At 43.5% G+C, this 24,586-nt stretch carries 24 protein-coding genes, 1 tRNA gene and 1 other annotated feature; of the genes, 1 reads left to right on the top strand and 24 read right to left on the bottom strand.

Annotation, left to right across the window (positions count from 1 at the left end; translation table 11 throughout):
• Positions 1–10: 10 nt before the first annotated feature.
• From rpoB to ACPW7J_RS01345, 17 genes are all read right to left on the bottom strand, one after another.
• Entirely contained in the window at positions 11–3,688 is a 3,678-nt protein-coding gene (gene rpoB, locus ACPW7J_RS01425) for a DNA-directed RNA polymerase subunit beta (RefSeq protein WP_425756059.1), read from the bottom strand.
• 240 nt (positions 3,689–3,928) lie between these two features.
• Entirely contained in the window at positions 3,929–5,785 is a 1,857-nt protein-coding gene (locus ACPW7J_RS01420; protein WP_425756057.1) for an InlB B-repeat-containing protein, read from the bottom strand.
• Between the two features lie 98 nt (positions 5,786–5,883).
• Complete coding sequence (locus ACPW7J_RS01415; protein WP_425756056.1) at positions 5,884–6,564, bottom strand: peptidoglycan recognition protein family protein; 681 nt, start codon at positions 6,562–6,564, stop codon at positions 5,884–5,886.
• Positions 6,565–6,584: 20 nt separating this feature from the next.
• A complete protein-coding gene (locus ACPW7J_RS01410) occupies positions 6,585–7,958 on the bottom strand; it encodes an O-antigen ligase family protein (RefSeq protein ID WP_425756054.1) in 1,374 nt (457 codons plus the stop codon).
• A gap of 247 nt (positions 7,959–8,205) precedes the next feature.
• A complete protein-coding gene (rplL, locus tag ACPW7J_RS01405; protein WP_161875479.1) occupies positions 8,206–8,571 on the bottom strand; it encodes a 50S ribosomal protein L7/L12 in 366 nt (121 codons plus the stop codon).
• A gap of 103 nt (positions 8,572–8,674) precedes the next feature.
• Positions 8,675–9,169, bottom strand: coding sequence for a 50S ribosomal protein L10 (gene rplJ / locus ACPW7J_RS01400; protein ID WP_161875480.1), 495 nt, complete (start codon positions 9,167–9,169; stop codon positions 8,675–8,677).
• A 47-nt stretch (positions 9,170–9,216) separates the two neighbouring features.
• Positions 9,217–9,332 (bottom strand) — a sequence feature (ribosomal protein L10 leader region).
• Positions 9,333–9,339: 7 nt separating this feature from the next.
• Positions 9,340–10,035 (bottom strand): 50S ribosomal protein L1, encoded by a 696-nt coding sequence (rplA, locus tag ACPW7J_RS01395; protein WP_161875481.1) that lies wholly within the window; start codon positions 10,033–10,035, stop codon positions 9,340–9,342.
• A gap of 59 nt (positions 10,036–10,094) precedes the next feature.
• On the bottom strand, positions 10,095–10,520 hold the full coding sequence (gene rplK / locus ACPW7J_RS01390) for a 50S ribosomal protein L11 (RefSeq protein WP_161875482.1): 426 nt from the start codon (positions 10,518–10,520) through the stop codon (positions 10,095–10,097).
• Positions 10,521–10,546: 26 nt separating this feature from the next.
• Positions 10,547–11,122, bottom strand: a complete 576-nt coding sequence (gene nusG, locus ACPW7J_RS01385) for a transcription termination/antitermination protein NusG (protein WP_424960509.1) — start codon at positions 11,120–11,122, stop codon at positions 10,547–10,549.
• 20 nt (positions 11,123–11,142) lie between these two features.
• Positions 11,143–11,385 carry a preprotein translocase subunit SecE gene (gene secE / locus ACPW7J_RS01380; RefSeq protein WP_424960510.1) on the bottom strand — a complete coding sequence of 81 codons (243 nt, stop codon included), beginning with the start codon at positions 11,383–11,385 and terminating at the stop codon, positions 11,143–11,145.
• A 12-nt stretch (positions 11,386–11,397) separates the two neighbouring features.
• The gene (gene rpmG, locus ACPW7J_RS01375) at positions 11,398–11,547 is read right to left on the bottom strand and encodes a 50S ribosomal protein L33 (RefSeq protein ID WP_034813889.1); all 150 of its coding nucleotides are present in this window, start codon (positions 11,545–11,547) and stop codon (positions 11,398–11,400) included.
• A 566-nt stretch (positions 11,548–12,113) separates the two neighbouring features.
• Positions 12,114–13,586 (bottom strand): LCP family protein, encoded by a 1,473-nt coding sequence (locus tag ACPW7J_RS01370; protein ID WP_425756050.1) that lies wholly within the window; start codon positions 13,584–13,586, stop codon positions 12,114–12,116.
• Positions 13,587–14,018: 432 nt separating this feature from the next.
• Entirely contained in the window at positions 14,019–15,131 is a 1,113-nt protein-coding gene (locus tag ACPW7J_RS01365) for a hypothetical protein (RefSeq protein WP_425756048.1), read from the bottom strand.
• A 16-nt stretch (positions 15,132–15,147) separates the two neighbouring features.
• Positions 15,148–15,882, bottom strand: a complete 735-nt coding sequence (locus ACPW7J_RS01360; protein WP_425756047.1) for a C39 family peptidase — start codon at positions 15,880–15,882, stop codon at positions 15,148–15,150.
• A 177-nt stretch (positions 15,883–16,059) separates the two neighbouring features.
• Positions 16,060–16,851 carry a hypothetical protein gene (locus ACPW7J_RS01355; RefSeq protein WP_161875486.1) on the bottom strand — a complete coding sequence of 264 codons (792 nt, stop codon included), beginning with the start codon at positions 16,849–16,851 and terminating at the stop codon, positions 16,060–16,062.
• Positions 16,852–16,988: 137 nt separating this feature from the next.
• Positions 16,989–18,290, bottom strand: a complete 1,302-nt coding sequence (locus tag ACPW7J_RS01350; protein ID WP_425756045.1) for an ATP-binding protein — start codon at positions 18,288–18,290, stop codon at positions 16,989–16,991.
• Positions 18,291–18,307: 17 nt separating this feature from the next.
• Positions 18,308–19,003, bottom strand: coding sequence for a LytR/AlgR family response regulator transcription factor (locus ACPW7J_RS01345; protein WP_424960514.1), 696 nt, complete (start codon positions 19,001–19,003; stop codon positions 18,308–18,310).
• A gap of 328 nt (positions 19,004–19,331) precedes the next feature.
• On the opposite strand from ACPW7J_RS01345, the gene ACPW7J_RS01340 reads away from it, so the two are divergent.
• Positions 19,332–19,454: a hypothetical protein gene (locus tag ACPW7J_RS01340; protein ID WP_424960515.1), complete on the top strand. Its 123-nt coding sequence runs from the start codon at positions 19,332–19,334 to the stop codon at positions 19,452–19,454.
• 97 nt (positions 19,455–19,551) lie between these two features.
• Here ACPW7J_RS01340 and tuf read toward each other — a convergent pair whose 3' ends face one another.
• The 7 genes from tuf to ACPW7J_RS01305 all read right to left on the bottom strand — a co-directional run bounded on the left by tuf (position 19,552) and on the right by ACPW7J_RS01305 (position 24,585).
• Positions 19,552–20,745: an elongation factor Tu gene (tuf, locus tag ACPW7J_RS01335; protein WP_161875521.1), complete on the bottom strand. Its 1,194-nt coding sequence runs from the start codon at positions 20,743–20,745 to the stop codon at positions 19,552–19,554.
• A gap of 369 nt (positions 20,746–21,114) precedes the next feature.
• Positions 21,115–21,191 (bottom strand) — tRNA-Thr (locus tag ACPW7J_RS01330).
• Positions 21,192–21,380: 189 nt separating this feature from the next.
• Positions 21,381–22,001 (bottom strand): RNA polymerase sporulation sigma factor SigH, encoded by a 621-nt coding sequence (gene sigH / locus ACPW7J_RS01325; protein WP_425756042.1) that lies wholly within the window; start codon positions 21,999–22,001, stop codon positions 21,381–21,383.
• Positions 21,991–22,713 carry a 23S rRNA (guanosine(2251)-2'-O)-methyltransferase RlmB gene (gene rlmB, locus ACPW7J_RS01320; protein WP_425757539.1) on the bottom strand — a complete coding sequence of 241 codons (723 nt, stop codon included), beginning with the start codon at positions 22,711–22,713 and terminating at the stop codon, positions 21,991–21,993. The genes sigH and rlmB overlap by 11 nt, the downstream gene beginning before the upstream one ends.
• Before the next feature lie 149 nt (positions 22,714–22,862).
• The gene (locus ACPW7J_RS01315; RefSeq protein WP_425756040.1) at positions 22,863–23,351 is read right to left on the bottom strand and encodes a dihydrofolate reductase; all 489 of its coding nucleotides are present in this window, start codon (positions 23,349–23,351) and stop codon (positions 22,863–22,865) included.
• Positions 23,352–23,368: 17 nt separating this feature from the next.
• Entirely contained in the window at positions 23,369–24,199 is an 831-nt protein-coding gene (gene thyA / locus ACPW7J_RS01310) for a thymidylate synthase (protein ID WP_161875349.1), read from the bottom strand.
• Positions 24,196–24,585, bottom strand: a complete 390-nt coding sequence (locus ACPW7J_RS01305) for a Mini-ribonuclease 3 (protein ID WP_425756038.1) — start codon at positions 24,583–24,585, stop codon at positions 24,196–24,198. Before ACPW7J_RS01305 ends, thyA begins: the two co-directional genes overlap by 4 nt.
• Position 24,586 lies beyond the last annotated feature (1 nt).

Genomic DNA, 24,586 nt, shown 5'->3' with positions numbered 1-24,586 from the left:
CTCCCCTTTCTTAAAATAACTCATCATCTGCAAAGTTACTTGCCATCATATCGTCGTCATCGGGGGTTTCTTCAGTAAAGCCCTCTGCAAACAATTTTTCTTCACTTTCCTCAAGCTCTGTATCAACTTCCATGATTCCGTCAATACCGGAAACATCGTCATATTCAGATACTTCCTTAATCTGAATTTCTTCATTATCCTCGGTCAGCACCCTGACATCCAGCGCCAGAGACTGCATTTCTTTAATCAATACCTTGAAAGACTCAGGAATTCCAGGTTCCGGAATATTCTCACCTTTGACGATGGCTTCATAAGTCTGTACTCTACCTACAATATCGTCAGACTTCACCGTCAAAATTTCCTGCAAGGTATATGCCGCGCCATAAGCTTCCAGCGCCCATACTTCCATTTCTCCAAAACGCTGTCCGCCAAACTGTGCTTTACCACCCAACGGCTGCTGCGTTACCAGAGAATACGGACCTGTACTTCTGGCGTGAATCTTATCGTCTACCAAATGGTGGAGCTTCAGCATATACATATATCCTACGGTAACCGGACTGTCAAACCATTCACCGGTACGACCGTCTCGAAGTCGCAGCTTACCTGTTTCTGAAAAACCGCAGTCGACCAGCAGCTCTCTGATGTCCTTCTCCGTGGCGCCGTCAAATACCGGTGTAGCAATATACCAATCCTTTGTCTTCGCGGCCAGTCCCAAATGAACCTCCAGCACCTGTCCGACGTTCATACGAGAAGGTACGCCAAGAGGATTCAGCATAACCTGAAGCGGTTCTCCGTCTTCCTTAAACGGCATATCTTCTTCCGGTAAAATTCGGGAAATAACACCCTTGTTTCCATGACGTCCGGCCATCTTATCGCCGACGTTGATCTTCCTCTTTGTTGCAATATAGCATCTAACTAGCTTATTTACACCCGGCGGTAATTCATCGCCATTCTCTCTGGAGAAGATACGCACTTCCACTACGATACCTGTTTCGCCATGAGGTACGCGCAGGGAAGTATCTCTTACCTCTCTTGCTTTTTCTCCAAAGATTGCCCTCAACAGACGTTCTTCGGCGCTTAGATCATTTTCACCCTTCGGTGTAACTTTTCCTACTAAAATGTCGGTAGCTTCAACCTCCGCTCCAACGCGGATAATGCCTTCCTCATCCAAATCCTTCAGAGCGTCGTCACCTACGTTAGGAATATCCCTGGTGATCTCCTCAGGCCCAAGCTTAGTGTCTCTGGCTTCCGCCTCGTACTCTACGATATGCAGAGACGTCAGCACGTCTTCCATCAAAAGTCTTTCATTCAGGATAATAGCATCCTCGTAGTTGTAGCCTTCCCATGTCATGAAACCGATGAGCAAATTCTTACCCAATGCGATTTCACCCATATCTGTAGAAGGTCCGTCAGCGATAACCTCACCGGTCTCCACGTGTTCACCATGGCTGACAATCGGTCTTTGGTTAATACATGTTCCCTGATTGGACCGTTTAAACTTTAACAGCTTATATTCATCCAGGCCGTTATCTTCGTCTCTCCTGATCGCAATTCTTTCAGCATCGACAAACTCAATCGTACCGGCATGTTTCGCCAGAATTACAACCCCGGAGTCTCTTGCCGCCTTATATTCCATACCTGTTCCGACAAAAGGCGCTTCCGATACCAAAAGTGGTACTGCCTGACGCTGCATGTTAGAACCCATCAACGCACGGTTCGCGTCGTCATTTTCCAGGAAAGGAATCATCGCTGTCGCTACAGATACTACCTGCTTCGGCGATACGTCCATCATATCTACCACTTCTCTGGCAAACATAGCAATTTCTCCGCCTACACCTCTGGCAGCAACCTTGGCGTTGACAAAATGGCCTTCCTCGTCCAGAGGTTCATTGGCCTGTGCGATAATCAACAATTCTTCCTCATCAGCTGTAATATAACGAATTTTATCCGTTACGATACCTGTTTCCTTATCTACAACTCTATACGGTGTTTCAATGAATCCATAGTCGTTGACAATTCCATAGGTTGTCAATGATCCGATCAGACCGATATTCGGACCTTCCGGCGTTTCAATTGGACACATTCTGCCGTAATGTGAATGGTGTACGTCACGTACCTCGAAGCCCGCTCTTTCTCTGGAAAGACCGCCAGGTCCAAGCGCCGACAGTCTTCTCTTGTGTGTCAGCTCCGCCAGAGGATTGTTCTGGTCCATAAACTGAGACAGCTGGGAGCTTCCAAAGAATTCCTTAATCGCAGCTGTAACAGGTCTGATATTCATCAAAGCCTGCGGCGTAGTAACCTCGATATCCTGAATGGTCATTCTCTCTTTTACGACTCTTTCCATCCTGGCAAGACCAATACGGAACTGGTTCTGCAGCAATTCACCTACAGTACGCAGACGTCTGTTGCCCAGATGGTCGATATCATCAGTATTACCGATACCATAATTCAAATTCAGAATATAGCTGACAGAGGCGATGATGTCCTCCATGATAATGTGCTTTGGCGACAGATCGTTTTTTCTTTCAACCAGCATTTCTTTCAACTGTTCCTGATCTTCACACTGCTGCAAGATCTCCATCAGAACAGGGTAAAACACCTTATCTGCTACTTTTAATTCTGTAACGTCAAATTCCACATAGTTAGCAAGCCTTACAAAACGGTTACCGATCACTTTCGTTGTACGGCTTTCGTCATCTCTGGCATATACCATCACAAAATCTACGCCTGCATCTTCGATCTGCATCGCCAGAGCTCTGCTGATTTTCTGACCTGCCTCTGCCAGAATTTCCCCTGTATTCGGATCGATAATGTCCTGTGCAGCTACCGCTTCAGCCAGTCTGTTGGCTAAACCCAGTTTTTTATTATACTTATATCTGCCCACCTTGGCCAGATCGTACCTCTTTGCGTCAAAAAACAGCGAATTAAGCAGAGACTTTGCACTGTCTACAGTAGGCGGTTCGCCAGGTCTCAGCTTCTTATATATTTCCTTCAGACCACTTTCGTAATCGTTGGTAGTATCCTTTTCTAATGTCTTCAGCAATCTGTTATCTTCGCCGAAGATATCTATGATCTCCTTATCAGAGGATATTCCCAAAGCTCGCAGCAACGTAGTAAGCGGTTGCTTTCTGGTACGGTCAACTCTGACAGAGATAATTTCATTGGAGTCAGTCTCATATTCCAGCCATGCCCCACGATTCGGAATGATCTGCGTGGAATAGAGCTTATTGTTGGATTTATCCGTCTCTACGCTGTAATAAGGTCCAGGAGAACGAACCAGCTGCGTTACGATAACACGTTCCGCGCCATTATAGATGAAAGTTCCCTTCTCTGTCATCAGAGGGAAATCTCCCATAAATACCTCTTGTTCTTTTACTTCACCTGTTTCCTTGTTTACAAGTCGTACTCTGACTTTCAGTGGAGCTGCGTATGTTACATCTCTCTCCTTGCACTCCTCCTGCTCATACTTCGGAGGGTCGTTCAGGGAGTAATCAATGAATTCTAAAATAAGATTATCTGCATAATCTCTTATCGGGGAGATGTCGTCAAAGACTTCCCGCAGACCTTCTTTCACGAACCAGTCATAAGAACTCGTCTGAATGTCAATCAAATTCGGCATAGTGCCAACTTCATTGATTTTAGAGAAAGTCATACGTTCTTTTCTACCTACTTTAATAGGTTTTGGCATGTTTATCACTCCTTATATTCAACAGTTTACATTTGCGTGGCAGTCTATTATGATACCATGAACAAGTCAACTTGTCAAGCAATTTTGGAAATATTTTGGTTTTTGATCAATAGATCACAGCATTCTATCCTCAAAAGCTTCGGAACAAGGGAAAATGAAAAGAAGCCGCTCGCAGCTTTCCTGCTCACAGCTCCTTTCCATGGATCGAATGAGGATTCTGTCATCCTCGTCTATTACTTATTAAGAGTGTTTTCTTCTTGTCAGACAGACTGCTCCTAAAGCGCCAATGGCAATAATCATAATGCCTGCAAGATCCATAAGCGGCATCTCATCACCTGTCTTCGGCTGATCCGGATCATCGACATCGTCAGTCAGCTTCGGCGCTGGACCAAGCGGCGTTTCTGGATCGTCCAGAAATTCATCCGGCGGCAGTGTAATGCCCGGGCTCAATGGAACATCCGGTTCATCCAGATTCTCAACCGGTTTCCATGTCGCAGTATAAATTGCATTACCCGTTACCAAGTCAGCTACAACCGGCGTCCATCCTTCAAAGGTATAACCGTCACGAAGCGGCTCGCCTGCGAATTCCGGCGTCTTGGTTCCATAGACCAGCTTATCTGTAACCTGATCAGCAAAGACTTCTTCACCCTCTACGCCGTCCGTATAGGTTACAGTATAATAAATCGGTGTAACCGGTGTAGTTGGCGTAGTCGGTTCCGGATCTTTATCTTTTTCCCAGGTGGCCGTATAAACAGCGTTTCCATATACATAAGGATCAACTTCTGGAGTCCAACCCGTGAACTTATATCCTTCACGAACCGGAATATCCGCGGTCTCACCACTTGCAGCCGTAAACATACGCGTTACAGGATTCCAATGGAATGCCGGTGTCTCGTCGCCATATCCACAATTAGGATATACCTGATCCTCGAAAACTTCTTCATCTTCAACACCGTCCGTATACGTTACAGTATACGCTTCCACCCACCATGCTTCATAGGTCATATCTTTTGTTACATAGTCGTATACTGTCGGATACCAACCAGCAAACTTATATCCTTCGTGCTTTGGTTCAATACCGTTGTTATACTCCGGCGTTCTCGCGTTGTGAAGAATGTCCTTGTGAACCTCCGTCTCAAACGGTTCTTCTCCTTCTTTCAACTCATCTGCTGTCAAACTATCCTTATAGGTGACGGTGTATTTCTTATCCGTCTTTTTCCAGGTTGCAGTATACGTCTTATCTCCCGTCACGAAAGTGTCGACTTTAGGCGTCCAACCAGTAAACTCATATCCCTCACGAGCTGGTTCACGACTTCCGTTAGCGCCTTCGAAGCGCGGTGTATAAACATAACGGTCAAGCGTCGGTGTAACTTTGACTTCAACAGGATGCTTCTGATCAGCAAAGACTTCCTCATCCTCTACACCATCTACATAGGTTATGGTGTATGTCTTAGTCCAAATGGCCCAATAGTCCTGATCATTTTGAACGATTGAATCCATATAAGGCCAAGCATAGTCTTCATACTTCGACCATCCCTGGAAGTTGTATCCCGTATGCTGCGGCGCATTTCCATCATTATAATCCGGTGTTTTAGAATTATATCTCAGGTCTTTATGTGCCTCATTTGCAAACGGTTCTTCACCTTCCACCAACTGCTCCTTCTTCAAAAGATCGTGATACGTTACAGTATATTTCGTCGGATCATATGTGTTGGTAATAGTCACCTTATATCCATTACCATCCGGTGAAATCTCATATCCTGTTCGGTATCCCACCATTGGTATCTCAGAAACCCGGCAAGGGTTTCCAAGAAGATTGCCGCTGGTTGACCAACGCCATCCATCTTTCTCCCCAATGGAATACGTTGTCCCATACGAACCGCCGCCGCTCTCAACAGCAACATTAAAGGTTATCGAATCTGGACGTTCTTTTTCATATCCTTTATCATTCCAAACCTTTTCAACCTTCAGCGGAGCATATATGCCATGAGCACCAAGATCACCAAGGTCGTATGCATATACAACCACTCCCGCTAAAGCGACTGTCAGAACAAGTATGGCAGCAGAGAAAAACGTTTTTGCATTTTTCTTAAACATCGTTAAAAACTCCTTTCCTTATGATTTTTTGACAGCGCTTATCGAAGCGCCATCTATATATAATGCGTCTGCACACATTATTCAAAATAGTTATAATATCAATTGCTTTTCAGTTCGAGATTTACTCTGTTAACAATATCCGGCATTCTGCTGGTCAAATATGGTCCTGGACACTCTGTCTCCTTATAAAACATGCTGTGCAATGTGAGATTGCCTTCAGCATCTCCTGTAAATACTAGTTCCGGAATATCATTTCGTTTACATATATCTACACACAGCCTTATTAAGGCTTCATACGCAGCATCACTAACATGCCAATCCGTTCCAATTTGGTCGTTAGCAACCTCTATCGTTACTGCCGCATCGTCATTATCCTTATTACTTGAGGTCCAGGCTCTGTTACCCTCTTCTACATAAAGAGCAATCCTGCCGTTGCTGTCAATACCGTAATTAGCCGAAACCCTTCTATCTCTCTGCGCAAACGAATCTCCCAGTCTCTCCAAACTGAAATTTCCCGCCATATGATGAATTGTAATTTTCTCTATTTTCCCATTCCTCGGAAAATCAGCATTTTTTGTAAGATAAACGTATTCCGTAAGCGGACTGTTTCGTTCTATAACCTCTATCTGTTCTTCCTCACTCAATATTCGGCCTACATTATCAGGCAATCCTGCCGCTGAAATAAAGTACAAAGCTAAGACGACTACTATCAGCACGAAAAAAACAGCTAACAGTATCCATACCGGCAAGAATCCCTCTTTTGCCTTTTTCAATTGCATCTTACCACACCTCTATCGCGTCAAATCAAAGAACAGTATAGAAAATAGGCGAATAAAACAGCAATTCCGCCGAAGAACAGCTTCGTTGCAATACCGCTTATGGCAGTTGCACTATTCTCTGTATCTTTCTCCGTCATTATTACCAATGATACAATGCTCAAATAAAAGAAGCTGGCATCTATCAAATTATGCACAAAAAATGCAGTAAACTCAGATTTTTGCACAGCGCTGCTTTTTTTCCTATAAAACCTTATCACTATTATGACCAGCATAGCCATTGCTACAAGTCCAAGCTCAACGCCAACATGAATCAAAGCATTGTGTATGTGCCACGTGTTAAAGTATTTATCGCCGTCAAACAAATTTAATACTCGCCATTGATAAGGTCCTATTCCAAGCAACGGGTTCTTTGTAATATATCCCAAACCGTTACGAATCATTTCAATTCGTTCTGCAAACGTACTGATTGCGCTAGGCCTGATCAGTACCGCCATTACAGCTACCACTAGTCCCGACGCAGCAATTATATTCGCCATTCCTTTATACGCGGTCAGAAAGTCTTCAAACCTATGCCAATATAAAGCCGCCGCCACAAGATATATTAACAGAACAAGACACAGCCAAGGCGCATCCGTCTTGTCCGCCGCAATGTACATCAATATGCCGATGCCCATGCCATAGCTTGCCTTTGCTAAAACTCTGCCTATGTACGCCAGTGTCTTCTGCCATGAAGCGCGACGTTTTTCGTACAAGGCCATCACTACAACGCCTGCTGCCATAGCAACAAAACTGCCCATGGAAAGCGTCAATGCAAGGCCAGACAGCAAGATCGGTTCTAAGCTCTGCAAAAATAGTTTATTTCTATATTTTCCTATGGGCTGCTCCTCATTGCAGTCCATCAATGCAAACCAACCAATAACAAGAAAAATCCCAAGAGCATTAGGATTTCCCATGATGCTCTCCATTCTCGATGCGCTCTGCACTATCGCAAGGTAAACAAACTCGCAGATACCCACCGTAGATACAATTGCAGCCCAAACAACACTCGCTCGTTTCAGCCAACGTATTTCACCGCTGCCAAGACTGCCTGCCAAAAGATATATCGTAAGCAATATCATTTGCATCGGTGCAAAACCATCATAAATATTACCATACGTGACATAAGAAGACACCATGCTTATCCCGTTATACATAAGCAACGGCGCTACTATCCATACATCTATCCTGATTATTTTCTGACCAATTCCTGCAATACAGAGAATCAGTCCAATCAGGGCAACAAATGTAATATTGCCCACACCTATAAAAGTTAACATGAATAAAGCAAGAAGCAGCAGAACAGCCTTATAATATTCTAACAGACTGCCAGCTTTATGTCCCGTGTTGTCAATCACGTTCTCTATCCTCATTCCTTCATTGTTCTTATATCTTCATATAAATTTATCACAGATATTATACCCCTCCCCATGCATTTTTGTCAATATCCATCCTATGTATTTCGTTACATTTTGGCCACCTTTTTAGATTGCCGACATGCTTGCAAACCCCCATAACTTCTGCAATTTTTCCCATAAAAAGAGGCCTGCCGCATTAAATAAGTTCTAATGCAACAAACCTCTCAAAGTTACTATTGAATTCAAACTATTTCAGTTCAACCTTAGCTCCAACTTCTTCCAGCTGAGTTTTAATAGCTTCTGCTTCAGCCTTGTCAACGCCTTCTTTGATGTTGGAAGGAGCGCCGTCAACAACTTCTTTTGCTTCCTTCAGACCCAGACCGGTAATTTCTCTTACAGCCTTGATAACCTTAATCTTTTCGGAACCAACTTCAGCCAGAACTACGTTAAATTCAGTCTGTTCTTCTTCTGCCGCGCCACCTGCTGCTGCACCTGCTACTGCAACTGGAGCTGCTGCGGATACGCCAAACTCTTCTTCACAAGCTTTAACTAATTCGTTTAACTCTAAAACGGACATCGCTTTGATAGCTTCAATGATCTGTTCTTTATTCATTTTCTTTTCTCCTTTATTTTTATTTCATTACATTCGATATGATGCGCCTGACATCAGGCACACATTCCCACTGCCGTGGGCGAAAAAGACAAGCAATTCTTACTTACGCTTCCTTTTCCTCTGCAATAGCCGCCAGAGTTCTGACAAATTTGCCAACCGGTGACTGAATGCTTCCCATAAACTTCGCAATGAGTACATCTCTGGATGGGATATCTGCAATCTGTTCGATGCCTGCTTTATCATAATAAGCGCCTTCGACAACACCTGCTTTGAACTCCATCTTCTTGTACTGCTTAATGATCTCGTTGAGTGTTCTTGCCGGGGCGGTAGCGTCTTCGGTACTGATTGCGATTGCGCTCGGTCCGTCGAGAACCTCTGCCAACGGCGCGTAATCGGTTCCTTCAATTGCTCTCTTGATGAGAGTATTCTTATAAACGGTATAGTCTACGTTCGCTTCACGGAGTTTCTTTCTCATAGCGTCCGCTTCAGCTACGTTAATTCCCATATAATCGATTACCACTGCTGACTGAGCATTTTCTAACTTTGCTTTTATCTCGTCAATGATAACTTGCTTCTGCTGTTTTGCTTCTACTGACATTAAATCGATCTCCTTTCTGTAAACCGCCATGCAGTTTACGAATCTGGTACGCCATAATAAAATAACCCTGCCGCGCAGACAGGGTCAATATCTATATATTGTACCTCGGCGGGAAATTAAGTCTTACGACACCCGCTGTCTACGGTTAACTCTCTAAATTAAGTTTTCGATTAACCGATCAGGGCTGGATTTACTTTTACTCCAGGGCCCATGGTCGCTGCAACAGTAACGCTTCTCAAATACTGACCTTTCGCAGTAGCCGGTTTAGCCTTTACAATTGCCTCCAACAGCGCTCTGAAATTTTCTTCCAGCTTTTCCGGACCAAAGGACGCCTTGCCGATCGGTGTGTGAATGATGTTCTGCTTATCCAAACGATATTCAACTTTACCAGCTTTGATATCGGCTAATGCTTTCTCCAGATCCATAGTTACGGTTCCTGATTTAGGGTTAGGCATTAAACCCTTAGGTCCCAGTACCTTACCAAGACGACCAACAACGCCCATCATATCAGGAGTTGCAACGACTGCGTCGAAGTCAAACCAGTTTTCAGTCTGAATCTTCTGAGCCATTTCTTCCGCTCCTACATAATCCGCGCCTGCTTTTTCAGCTTCTTCAGCCTTAGGCCCCTTAGCAAATACTAATACCTTTACGCTCTTACCAGTTCCGTTTGGAAGCACGATCGCGCCTCTAACCTGCTGGTCAGCGTGTCTGCCATCTACACCCAGTTTAATGTGTGCCTCGATGGTTTCATCAAATTTTGCTCTTGAAGTTTCGCAAGCTAACTTCATAGCCTCAGTTACTTCATGCAGCTGTGCCTTGTCAAATTTGGCAGCTGCCTCTTTGTACCCTTTGCCTCTCTTTGGCATAATGTTCTACCTCCTTGTGGTATTAACAACCGGTCTTTTTCACCCGATCTCCCATCTGATTAGCCTTCTACAACAATGCCCATGCTTCTTGCAGTTCCCTTGATCATATCAGTAGCTGCTTCAAGTGATGCTGCATTCAGATCCGGCATCTTTGTTTTGGCGATTTCTTCTACCTGTGCATAAGTCAGAGTAGCAACCTTTTTCTTATTAGGTTCTCCAGACGCTGCGTCCAAACCAGCAGCTTTTTTCAGCAATACTGCTGCAGGCGGTGTCTTTGTCACAAAGGTGAAAGATCTGTCTGCATATACAGTAATAACTACTGGAATGATCATGCCCGGCTGGTCCTGGGTTCTTGCATTGAACTGCTTACAGAAGTCCATAATGTTTACACCCTTCTGACCAAGTGCAGGACCTACTGGAGGCGCTGGCGTCGCATTACCGGCTGCTATCTGAAGTTTGATATAACCGTCAACTTTCTTAGCCATCCTTCTTCTCCTTTCTTATAGCTGCGCTATAGTTTATCTACCTGGCCGAACTCGAGTTCAACCGGTGTATCTCTACCAAACATGGAAACTTTGACTGTCAGTACCTGTTTCTCCTGGCTGATCTCCATCACTTCACCCATGAAGCTCTCGAAAGGTCCGCTGATGACACGTACTGTATCTCCCACTTCCACATCCAGATCGATGTATACTTTTTCTATTCCCATCCGAGCTACTTCTTCATCGGTAAGAGGAATAGGGTCGGAGCCATGACCTACAAACCCTGTGACACCCTGTGTATTTCTTACAAGATACCAGGACTCGTTGGTAACAATCATCTTTATAATTACATAACCCGGAAACATCTTCCTGGTTTTTATCTTACGCTGACCGTCTTTGATCTCAACTCTGTCTTCTGTCGGCACGATGATGTCCAGAATTAAATCCTGCATTCCACGGTTCTCCACCATCTTTTCGATATTCACTTTTACCTTGTTTTCGTGACCCGAATAGGTATGGACCACATACCATTTAGCTTGGCCGTCGCCTCGCACGCCTTCGCCCAAAAGAGGGGAAGCTGCATTTGTATTTTCAAATTCAGACATATTCCGTACCTTCTTCTAAACTAGTTTAACTTGTCTCCAAGCACTGCTCTAAGCGCAGCCAGAACTCCTGAATCGATGAGCCAGAATCCCAGCGCAAAAACAGCGCAGGTAGCGATTACAACTGCTGTAAAAGAAGCCAGTTCTTTTTTGGTTGGCCATACGACTTTGCCCATTTCAAGTTTGATTCCCTTGAAATATTCCTTTGCGCCGCCGCTCTTTTTGACCTTTGCGGCAGCTTTCTTTGCCTGGTCTTTATTTGCCATGATAATCTCTCCTTATTTCGTCTCTTTGTGAAGAGTTTCTTTCTTGCAGAATTTGCAATACTTCTTCAGTTCAATACGATCAGGATCGTTCTTTTTATTTTTCATCGTATTGTAGTTTCTCTGCTTGCACTCAGTGCAGGCTAACGTAACTTTCACTCTCATTCGATTGTCCTCCGTTTTAACTCAAAATTCAGAGCCGGAGAATTCCAGCTCTGTTATGTATAATCATAAAGTTGCCTATTAAGTGTACATCAACCGAAAGTCAATGTCAATGTTTTTTTGAAATTCCATCGTTTTTTTCGTATTTTATTTATTAATCTCCTTCTCGTTAGACGGCTGTATGAAACTTAGCTCTGCAAGAGAACTCAGAAATTGCATCTTCCGCCTCCCATTCAAATCGCTTGCGCAGATTTTTTAATCTTTTCTATGAATCGTTGCGTTGACCCAGTAAAATTCGCAGCTATTTGTGATTTAAAAGGCTGAAATTGCGCGTTAAGAGTTTATTCTTCTCCGACTATGGAAAATTGTCCCATTCAAAGGGCTATAGTCTAAACATTTTTGAAAAAAAGCTCCTATTCCCCCATCTGCGCGCAATTTTTTTACAAAAATCTCTTGATACCTGCACGATTTAATCGTCGCACGCAACTTTTCAATAAAAATGCTCTGATACCTGCGCAGCGCGGTAATCCCACGCAACTTTTCAAAGGAATTACAAAAATTCTGCGGCTTTATTCCTCCTCCATCACAGCTACGATCTTATCTAGCGCCTTAATAATGCTCTCCTGATCCAAATAGACTACAGAGGCCTGTGCAAAATCTCCTGTAGAATAGCATGGCTCCATACCACTTTGACCGATAATACTCTGGCGCTCAATTTTCCAGGATGGCATACCGTCCAACTGCATCTTAACCAGCTTCTGAATATCCTCCTGTGACAGATTCAAGTCCACATTGTCCTCTACCGCATTGAGAATCGATGTGTATTTTGTGAGAATCGTCGAACTGGACAACGCTTTTTTCAGAATACCCTCCAGCACGATCTGCTGGTTGCGGTTTCTCTGCAGATCCCCGTCAGGAAAAGATTTTCTCTCACGAGCAAAGGCCAGAGCCATCGAACCGTCTAAGTGGTTCGGTCCCTCATAGAATTGATAATACACACCCATACCATGCGTTGTAAAAGTATAATCAGATTCAACATCGATACCGCCGATAGCGTCTACCAAACGGGTTACGGTAGTGTAGTTGACCTTTCCATAGTAATTGATGTCAATACCCAGCAAGTTTTCAGCCACGCCGACAGTTTCCTCAATTCCCATCAGGCCCGTATGCGTCAGCTTGTCTTTCGCTTCTACCGACTTCAAATCAATGTAAGCGTCTCGCGGCAAAGATGTCAGCAACACACGATGCGTCTTCGGATTTACCGTCACGATCATATTTACATCTGAACGGGATACCGTATCAATTGCCCCTTCTATATCCAGTCCACTGACATAAAAATTAAACGGCTCACTGGTAACGTCTACCTTCTTTGCTATCTCCTGTGTTTCCTTCTCTATCTTCACCTGATAGATGACCTTTGTATCCGTCTCGAAATTCTGTCTCTCGCTACAAAGGGTGCTGTAGCTGGCCTCACTGATAAACAAAACCTCGTAGGTCTGATCCAACAGGCCGTCAGACAAAGCGGTCAGACTCTCCTGCATCTCATATTCTACCCTCTGCTCCTGCTGCAGCCGGTTCTTCGCCTCGGAATAAAGTCTGTCATTATCCAAATAAGTCTGGACTTTCAAACCCTTTATGTTGTCAGCGTTCTCGTATGCGCTGTCAGACCTGACTATCACATCAAAGGAAACAGTCTGAACAGCCGGACGTGTGGTGATTTTATTAAGAAAATCCATCGTACCCGCCATATATACAATGCCTACACCGTATACCGCCATAACTGCCATAGATAAAACCAAAGAGATAATTCTTCTGGACTTCTTAAACCGCCTGAAATATAGCGCAGGAAACAGCAGCAAGATCAAAACTGCCACGACGCCGGCGCTTATATAAATGTATTTTGCCGGCAAAAGATCCATATAAATTACAACGCCAAAAAAGGCAGCCGATGCCAGAATATAAAGCACTGCCCAGAATCTGGTGAACGTATAGAGGCCGCCCTTCTGCTTGTTCTCTATGTTTTTATGTTTGTCGCTTCTCATATTGCATATCCTTTTCATTTTTCTTTAGACTTTTTTATTTTACTATAAAATGTCGATACTTGTCGATAGTTCTAAAGAAAATTTAATATTTTATGCTTTCAGCAATATTGATGAAAAGCGAGACAGCAAGCCCTTTGATCACTTGTCACAACACTTTTATTTTTTACAATATACGATAGGTTTTTCACTGTAAAAATGAAATTTCATGATTTTACGATAACTACTGCTTCCATCCCCCTCAAGACGTTCACGTACTGCATCGCCGAAGCTTAGATCATCCTGCATTCCTAAAACTAACAAATTACAGTGAAAAACCTATCGCACATTTAATTCTATTCTATTATCTAAGGGGGATTATCACTCCACGTAATAATCCCCTTTACCGTATTTCCTCCCTGACACAAACTCATCACAGATCTTCTTCTGCGCATTCTACTCTAGGCGGAATCTATAATATTCATCCACGCTCTCACTGCTGCTTATTTTTCGGTCGTAGCACATCATGTAATCCCTATTTCCCAGTGGATAGAACAGTACCGGACTATTCGGCAGGTCTACGGCTTCCGGATATTCCAGTTCTGCAATAGTTACCAGGCCATCCTCGTCTACATCCATCCTATACGGTGTAAACTGCCAGTCAACACATAAGAAAACATCTCCTGAGCCTTGGGTACGATAATATTGTTCTTTTGCCTCGCTTTTCACCAGATCCCCCGTTTTGATGTTGATGGATACCAACGCCAGTTCCTCCTTGCCTTTATCTTCAGTTCCGAGAGAACAAATTACATAATCATCGTTGATTCCATAATCGATCATCTTCATGTCAAGCTTCTGCTCATGTTTGATACCAGATGCGTCGCCTATGCAAACCGTTGGAAAATCTTTACCCGTTAAAAAGCAGTACTCCTGTCCGTTAGATAAAAAGAGTGACATTCCATCATTTGTTTTCTTCTTTTTCGCAAGGACAGTTTCCACTTCATTGTCCTCGAACCTTCTAACCCCTAGTTCATATTTCAAATCACTTTTCTCATGTTGATCAGTGTACAGATAATATGGAATATCTCCGATCATCTGTATTGCTGGTATATCGTCATAGCTACCGCAGATTCCTGAATCTACAGTCTTTTCCCCGTCATCCTCTAAATATCTGAGATACCAATTATATCTGTCGTCATCACGCAATTCATAAACGGCATACAGAACTCCGTCATTCACTTTTACCGCACGGTATACATATTCTCCGATATCAAGACTGAAAACTTTTTCTGTCTGCCTTTCTATATTATACAGAACGAGTCTGTCAGTATTAAGTAGCGGGCCTTCCGGTTTTCCGTTTCTTGATCCTATGGAAAAGATCATATCCTTACCGTCTCGGTAAGTACAGGTAGCTGTTTCATCTTCGCCAACATTAAACTTTACATCGATTTGCTGAAGATCAACAACACCTCTCGGCTTCTGGTTATCGGTAGAACATCCATAACAAAAAATCGTGCACATCGCGAAACAAATAAGTATGTATTTAATAGAATGTACTCTGCGATTCATCTCATCCCCCCCTTTTTTAAATGGACATAATATAATACCCAGCATTCTCTAAAATCGCATTACGCATTTCACTCCATGTACAAGTCTTTCTCCCATAATACTTACTATTATTGTTTGGATCATTATAATAAACAGTATCTACCCCTGTTCCACCAACTGCCTTATAATAATATCCCGTTGCAACAACGTAATGGCCTGTGCTCTTTTTATCTTCCTTATAGATCGGAAGTTTTATCGTATCGACGTGGCAAATTACAGGTCTCCCTTTATCAATACTATATGTCAAACCACTCCCAAAAGATATATTAGAATTGAGTACATACTTGTATTTCGTTCCTCCTAAATGGTTATTTAGAGCATTCACAATTTGATATACATAAGTACCATCTGCTGAAGTTGTTCCCATTTGAGATGCTAAAGCCGATTGTGTTATATCCTTTCCAAGATATTTTAACGTCATTCGAGTACTTGCCGGACCACAATAGTAATTATTACTTTGCTTATATAATGGCACATCCAAATTCTTTTTACCCGTAACCTCATATGGTTCTATTGTTTTCATATACGTCTGTACATTTTCCTTTAGAATCTCCGTCTCCTCCATATTTTTTTTAGTGTATACTTGGGGTGCTTGTTTCAAAATACGATCTTCTTTTTCTGTTCCTGCAAAAATCACCCCAGGAAACAAATTGATAATCAATGCAACGCACAATACCACACCTACTGGCTTAAACTTTCTGATACTCATCATAGTTTACCTCCACTCATAACACCTGCTTGAACTATTGTTCATTTCAATTCAGATTAATAGTTAAAGATCTCCAAAATACTAATATTAACGTATCCCTCTGCTTCACATTTTAGGTTTTCCTAGGAATTATCTTTATTTCATACGCATCACCCTTTTCTTTTCTCAATGTAAAGTTTTCTACATCTTCACTAAATTCCAGACCTGTCCAACCTTAATTCTCTTACCAGTCTTGTCATGGGATAAATACTTTACTGTCGTATTTATCTTATATTTATCCGGGCCGACAGAACCTGATTTGCAAGAGAAGATGCAATACATATTTACATCTGACGCACCAGGCGTTCTTGCGGTGCTGTCTGTAATAACAGGATTTTCATGACTCATCAACGTACCGCCGCTGCTGGTGGTTGCGTAAGCATTTCCATAGTTCATGTCGATTCCATTGGCTGACAAAATGTAATGGTTTTCGAGACTGAAGTTAACTGTCGCTACATTGCATTTTACGCTGGCCTTTGCCGTAAAATAGCGGTTTCCGTAGTCCTTCCAAACATCGCTGCTTCCGGAAGTAGCCATTGGCATAATGCCTGATTCCATTCCAGCCAATTCAGCTCTATCAAGTAACTCAACCACTAGTTCACAATTATCACCTAAGTCATAAGTATAAACTGCCTTTTCTGTGCCGCCGGGCAGCTTCTGCATCTCTGCTGTAATTTCTTGTCCGTTAAGTAAATCCGCAGCCGCATCCAATTTCTCTGAAACCAACGCGCTTACGACTTCATCTGTAGTCTGCTCTAGTAACGCAGTCTTCTCTGCCTCTGAGAAGTATCCGTCAGAAGCATCTTCCGCAACAGCGGATTTCAATTGTTCAACTGTACTGATTGTTGTATTCCCGCTTTCTGCAAACGCTGCTGTTCCAACAGATGCAAATAAAGATAAGGCTAATGTGGTTGTTAATAATTTCTTTTTCATATTTTTCTCCTTCATATTAAGGATCACCTGCGCAGTGTCATCCATTTCGTAAAATCAGTATACTCTCTGCGCAATAGTAAAGCAAACTTTTTGCGAAAAACGGGCGATTTTTGCGAAAATCGGTCACTTTCCGTAAATTATGACACTAAATTTCTCTTAGCACAGCATACTAATATCTCAACAGACACTAAATTCGGCTCATTGAAGGACCACGTTACACTGCCTCCATTTTTCCTGGCCGTCTCCAGCATATTCTGTGTTCCCAATCCATGATTCCGTCTGTCAGACTTGGTAGTTTTCGGCCGTCCATCTTCAATAGTCAATGCCTCACATGTTGTATTCGCAATTATAAAGTCCACATAATTACCACGATTGCCGATATTGAATTCAATCATCCGCTCTATCTCGCACTTTTGCACAGCTTCATAAGCATTTTTCATTCCATTGGAAATAAGGACGCACAAATCTGTATCAGAAATATAAAGCTGATCAGGAAAAGTCCCGTGAATTTTCAATTCGATATTTTCCGCGCGGCAAAGCGCTGCATACCGAGTAAGAATAGCGTCGCAAATTAAATTGTTTGTATATACCAGCTTATGCTCGCTCTTGATTTCTGCCAAAGTCGATATGTACTCACGTAACCGCTTTATGTCTCCTTCCTGCGCTATAACCTGAAGAACTGAAATAAGCTCGTTATAATCATGTCGAAACTTTCTCCACTTCTTGCCCTCCTCACCAGTAAGACGATATTGCTCTGCCTGCTCAGAAATACACCGCTCATTGAGCAGTATCATTCTTTTCATCTCTTTTCGCTGAGCAAGCATGATGTAAACCAAAACAAAAACTACCGTTATCGCTATCGCTAATACCCCGTTTTTGACCAGATTTTCCGCGTGGATTATATAAAACAAAGACTGCGGCAAAGCGCCTATTCCATATGGATTATAATCTGCAATAAGTGTGTACAAAATGAACAGGATGAGGATAATCGGGTTCATCTTATCAGTCGTCAGCGAAATTTGTTTCTTCTCCTTGCCCAGTATTCCAGACAATATGAGGAAAACAACCAGACACGTCAGTTCGCCCATGATATAGGTCAATGTCAAATCCACTTCCATAGCGTTCCCTTTAGCCGCGAGAATCCAAATTCCTGTAAAGAGTCTGTCCAACATGCAGAAAAGCCGTATCATGCACACGCCAATCCCCAGTAAAATAACGGGGCGTCCCCGAAAAAAGAAAGGCATTGCAGCAGCTGGAATTAAAATGCCAAGACAGTATAACGCGTCATGCGCTTCCGGACATAATAACATCACAATTCCTCGAATCAAAACAATCCCTATTCCTATTACAATAAATTTCCATTCTCTGCGAAATTCATAACCAAGTACACGTCTAAATAACAGCAGTAAAATCAGTAGTTCCAGTACAAACGTAATCATGTCATCCTCCTCACAACTTAAGCCAATTTGACGTACCTCCGTATGTAATCCAAAAATCTTTCTCGGCACGCTGTTTTCTGTCGCTTACTGGCTTTTATTTTCACGCCATTTTTTAATATCACCTGATCTCCCTCAAATGTTTCGATATACTTGCAGTTCAGTAAACAAGATGAATTTACCCTGATAAAAAACACATCTGCCAATTCCTTTTCCCAAACTGATAGACTTTTCTTCATCAATCCGGTTTTCGTGCCGTCAAAAAAGACAGCTTTAATATACTTTTCGTCCGTTGTAATCATCACAATCTTTTCTGTGGAAACTGCCCTTCCTCTTTCCAGCAAAATGATCTTACCTGCCATCAAAAGCCTGAGGGCCTGATCCATATAGAAAGCAAAGTCCTCACTTTCTACCGGTTTCTGCATGAACGCCATAACGTTAGGGCCAAAAGCGTCTTTCATATTCTCCACATAACTAGTTACGAAAATAATTAACGGCCGGTCACATCCTATTAAAGCATTTTTCACGTCAATTCCACTGATCCCTGGCATCTCAATATCTAAAATCAACAAATCAAAAGCTTCGCGTAATGGCAACTCTGCATCCTTCGTGCAAATTACTTCAGCATCTATTCTCCTTTTCTGCAAATATTCCTCACATAATGTCTTCAATATCCGTAAATCAGATATCATGTCATCACAGATGCATATCCTCATGACAATCCTCCTTTTAAGTAACCTCTCTTACTAAAATTGTATCACAAAGGCATCTGTTTTTACACTACATTTTAATTATAGGTAAATCAAGGTCAATTTGACCTTATCATATGTAGTTGCTACTTGCAAGAACTTTGCGAAAAACGGGCGATATTTGCGATAATCGGTCATATTTTAGATATACTTGGGCCATTATTCGATTTTCTTTTAGCTTTACGTTAACAATCCCCCTTATGATTTCATCTACTTTTCAACAAGCACACCACGAATATTCTTCGTCCTCTTTCAAATACTAAATCTTAATGTTTCTATGAAAGGAGGATATTCTATGGAAAAGGATAAACTTGCCCAACTTGCGCCTGACGATGTAAAGGTGCTCAGCGATGCTGAAGCAAAGCTGTCTGCAAGCTGCGGAAAAGATATTGCTCTCGTTGCCTATCATGCCAAGTAGCGAGCAGCTATACCATCCCAATTAAAAAGCGAGAACATTTCTGTCCTCGCTTTTTCTCTTTATTATACAGCTCTGCCTTCTGCTTACTTCACAGACATTATTCAATAATCTCTGTTACTACGCCGGATCCTACTGTTCTTCCGCCTTCTCTGATCGCGAATCTCAGTCCTTCTTCAATTGCGATCGGTGTGATCAGGCTGATCTCCATTACTACGTTGTCCCCTGGCATGCACATCTCTGTTCCTGCCGGTAACTGCAGATCTCCTGTTACGTCTGTTGTTCTGAAGTAGAACTGCGGTCTGTATCCGTTAAAGAACGGTGTATGTCTTCCGCCTTCTTCCTTCTTCAGTACGTATACCTGTCCCTTGAACTTTGTATGCGGATGGATTGTTCCCGGCTTTGCCAGTACCTGTCCTCTTTCGATCTCTGTTCTCTGTACGCCTCTCAGCAGCGCTCCGATGTTGTCTCCTGTCTCTGCCTGGTCTAACAGCTTTCTGAACATTTCCAGTCCTGTTACGACTACGCTTCTCTTTTCTTCTGTCAGTCCGATAATTTCTACTTCTTCGCCTACCTTCAGTACGCCTCTCTCTACTCTTCCTGTCGCTACTGTTCCACGACCTGTGATGGAGAATACGTCCTCTACTGGCATCAGGAACGGCTTATCGTTGTCTCTGTCTGGTTCTGGAATGTAGCTGTCTACTGCTTCAAACAGTTCTACAATCTTATCTCCCCATGCGCTTGTTGGATCTTCCAATGCGCCCAGTGCGGATCCTCTGATGATCGGTGTATCATCTCCTGGGAATTCATACTCATCCAGCAGCTCTCTTACTTCCATTTCTACCAGATCCAGCAGTTCTTCGTCATCTACCATGTCGCACTTGTTCAGGAATACGATGATATATGGTACGCCTACCTGTCTGGACAGCAGGATATGCTCTCTTGTCTGCGGCATCGGTCCGTCTGTTGCTGCTACTACCAGGATAGCTCCATCCATCTGTGCTGCTCCTGTGATCATGTTCTTTACATAGTCAGCGTGGCCCGGGCAGTCTACGTGCGCGTAGTGTCTATTCGGTGTTTCATACTCTACGTGCGCTGTTGAGATTGTGATTCCTCTTTCTTTTTCTTCCGGCGCTTTGTCGATCTGGTCAAATTCTACCTTCTCGCCTAGTCCGTATCTCTGATACAGCGTTGTTGTGATTGCTGCTGTCAGTGTTGTCTTTCCATGGTCTACGTGCCCGATGGTTCCGATGTTAATATGCGGTTTTGTTCTTTCAAACTTCTGTTTTGCCATTTTTATTTTCCTCCTAATTGTATAACGTTATTTTTAGAAAGGCAGACTTGGGCGTCCCCAAATCTGCTTGTTGGGTTTTACTCAAACCTACGGAATATTTTATCATAGTTTTCCACAGTTTACAAGCTATTTCCTGCCCGTCGCCTGGTCAAACCCATGAAAAGTTTAAGTTTTAAAGAAAAACGACAAACTTGGCTGTATTATATCAGTATAGAAATCCATTTACTGCTGTTTTTACCTTTGCGCCATCATTCTTTTTATTCTCTCCACCGCAAGACCGCTTCCCCGCATAATTCTTACTGTTTACAGAAGCAGTCCTGCATACACGAAAACGAAAAAAGACGCTGAAAATCCAACGTCTTTACTACTTGGAGCTGTTGAGCAGATTTGAACTGCCGAACCTCTTCCTTACCAAGGAAGTGCTCTACCTACTGAGCTACAACAGCGCATCAAGCCTTTATATATTACTATAGTTTTTCTCCTTTGTCAATGGAAAATCTTAAAAATCCAAAGCAAACAAATGCTCGCCTCATGATCAAAATATACATCCGTCCAGAACCGCTCTGTCATCGATCCTGCCTTCATCACATCATTGTCCTTGCAGCCCCTTTCCAGCCGCAGCAATCCAGTCCAACTCAGTTTTCCAAATACATCTCCACTTTCTTCTTAATTCGCTGCATAGCGTTATCCACCGTCTTTGTGGATCTTCGCAGTCGAAACGCAATTTCCCTGTAGCCGCGCCCTTTCAGCATCTGCTCCCAAACCTGATTCTCCAACGGGCTGAACAAATTCTGCTCGTTAGCCTTGAGAAACTCTATAACCTCCCGCATCAGCATCATAACTTCCGGATCTGTATCCGCGCTGTTCGCCGCTAAGCGCTCTGCCAGAGCCGGCGTTTCATCATTTTCATTTTCCGGTCGCGCGCTTAACGATACAGATTTATTAAGAATCTGGTGTTTTTGGCGATTCGCGCCCTTGATTGCCGAAATAATTTGTCGGTTAACGCAGAGCTCCACAAAGGTTCGAAAGGATGCTTCACCCTCCTGATCAAAATCTCGGACAGCCTTAAAGATGCCTATCATTCCTTCCTGAATAACGTCATCCTTATCCGCGCCCACGATGAAATACGTAGCCGCCTTACTCCTGGCAAGCCCCTTGTACTTATCGATCAGATATTCATATGCTGTGCTGCTGCCCTCCTGCGCCATCTTTACAATAGATTCATCTGTGAGCACATTCAAATCTCTATCGACCATCTCTCTGCCTTCTTACCTCATACATCAAAACTGCCGCCGCGTTAGACGCGTTCAGGGAATTGATTTTTCCCACCATCGGCATAGAAACGGTAAAGTCACATTTCTCCTTCACCAGTCTGCTGATCCCCGCACCCTCGCTGCCGATAACAATCGCCAGCTTTCCACTGAGATCCTGCTCATAGTACAAGCTTCCTCCCATGTCACAGGCCGCTATCCAAAAGCCGTCCTTTTTCAATCCGTCAATCGTTTGCCCGATATTGGTTACTCTGACACACGGCACATACTCCACCGCGCCGGCCGATGCTTTTGCTACCACCTCTGTCAGTCCACAGGCGTGACGTTTAGGAATGATCACTCCATGCGCTCCGGAACATTCACAGGTCCGCATGATAGCGCCAAGATTGTGCGGATCCTCCAGATTATCTAAAATTACAACAAAAGGTTCTTCTCCCCGCGCAGCAGCCTTCTCATAAATATCTGAAAGCTCCCCGTACGCATATGCCGAAGCCACCGCTATTACCCCCTGATGCGGCCGTCCCGCAGCGAGCCTGTCCAACGCAGCTTTATCACTTTGATAAATCGTCACACCCTGTTCCCTCGCCATGGCAATGATCTTCGCAATCGATCCTTCCGCGCCCCTGCCAACCAGAATTTTCTCCATATCCCGGCCGTTCTTCAACGCCTCTATCACCGGATTGCGTCCGATAATCATGTTTTTTCCATCAAAAGGAGGATCAGGCAAGGTGTCCTCATGCTGCTGAGGCTTCGGTCTTACCGCCTTCTGCGTCCTTTCCCCCTTCGGGTTATACGGCTTTCCCTTTCGGGCGCTAATAGCCGCCCAATCTCGCTTATTCTTAGCCATTATATTCTCCTGTACTCCAAAAACTGATATCGAATTCCTTTTTCCTCCTGCACCTCGCTTTGCCATACGATAGAAAAATCCTTCATTTCATCCAGATTAACAAACCACGTATCTGCTAGAAACTTATCAAAAATTTTCGTGACGTAGCAAGTATCACACCAGTTCAAGAACTCTCGATAAACCTTCCCTCCGCCGATGATAAATACGTCGTCAGTATTCTTTCCGGCAAGAATCTCATCTAATTCTTTCTCTGAATGCGCGATTGCGGCTCCTTCTGCCGTATAATCAGTATTTCCGGTCAAAACAATATTCTCCCTCTTAGGCAGAGGCTTTGCGCCCGGCAGGCTTTCCAGCGTAGGACGTCCCATAATTACGGTTTTTCCCTCGGTTCTCTCCTTAAAGTATTTCAGGTCTCCCGGCAAGTGACAGAGCAATCCGCCCTTATAGCCAATGGCCCAGTTTTCATCTGCTGCAAGTATCAGTTTCATAAAACTCCTTTCAGTTGTCAGATTGCTACAGGAATATTTTTAACCTGCGGATTTTTCTGGTAATCTGTAATTTCAATATCATCCACCGTAAAATCATAGAAATTCTTTATCTCAGGATTGAGGCGGAACTTGGGCGCCGGATACTGTGGTCTTTCAATCAGTTCCTCAATAACAGGCACATGACGGTCGTAGATATGCGCGTCAGCAATTACGTGAATCAGTTCCCCCGCCACAAGACCGCAGACCTGCGCCAACATATGTACCAGGACGGAATACTGCACTACATTCCAGTTATTCGCCGTCAATATATCCTGCGAACGCTGATTGAGAATGGCGTTCAGCCTATTGCCCGTCACATTAAAAGTCATGCTGTAAGCGCACGGTTCCAATCCCATTTCCTGCAAATCCGAAAAGTTATATATATTCGTCATGATACGGCGAGAATAAGGCGTGTTCTTCAGCTGCCAAATGACATTGTCGACCTGATCCATCTCTCCCTGTCCGAAACGATATTTAACGCCCAGCTGATATCCGTAAGCCTTACCGATAGACCCGTTTTCGTCGGCCCATTGATCCCAGATTCTGCTATTCAGATCCTTAATATTGTTAGACTTTTTCTGCCAAATCCACAGCATCTCATCAACCGCTGACTTAATCGCGGTTGGCCGCAGTGTTAATGCCGGAAACTCCTCAGATAAATCATAGCGGTTGACTACACCGAAGCTTTTAATGGTGTGGGCAGGCGTACCGTCCTCCCATTTTGCACGAACCATTTGTCCCTCACTGGAAAAGCCGTGATCCAAAATGTCCCTGCACATACTCACAAATAGCACATCTGCTTTACTCATTTTTCAATCTCCTTTACAGCCTGTCTCATAATCGCAGAAAGTCTCTCCTTCTGCCCGCCCAAATACAGATAACCTATCAACGCCTCAAAGGCTGTAGCCAATTTATACGTTACTGCATCCGCGCTCCGAGCCTTTGACGACGTCTTATGGTTTCTGGCGCGTTTGACCAGACGAATTTCATCTTCCGACAAAAATCCATCCATCAAAGCTTTCACTGCCTTCGCCTGTCCGTCAGCACGAACATACCTGACAGCCATTCGATGAAGCCTGTCCGCGTTCTGCTCTCCAAAATCCATGATATGTTTTCTAATATATACTTCATAGACGGCATCGCCTAAAAAAGCCAATGCCGTCGTATTGATTTCCCTTCGATTCAGTTTTTCCATC

It is taken from the genome of Ihubacter sp. rT4E-8, from assembly GCF_049852125.1.
GTDB lineage: Bacteria > Bacillota > Clostridia > Peptostreptococcales > Anaerovoracaceae > Senimuribacter.
The sequence above is the reverse complement of the archived record's forward strand: the minus strand, read 5'-3'. Positions and strand labels throughout refer to the sequence as shown.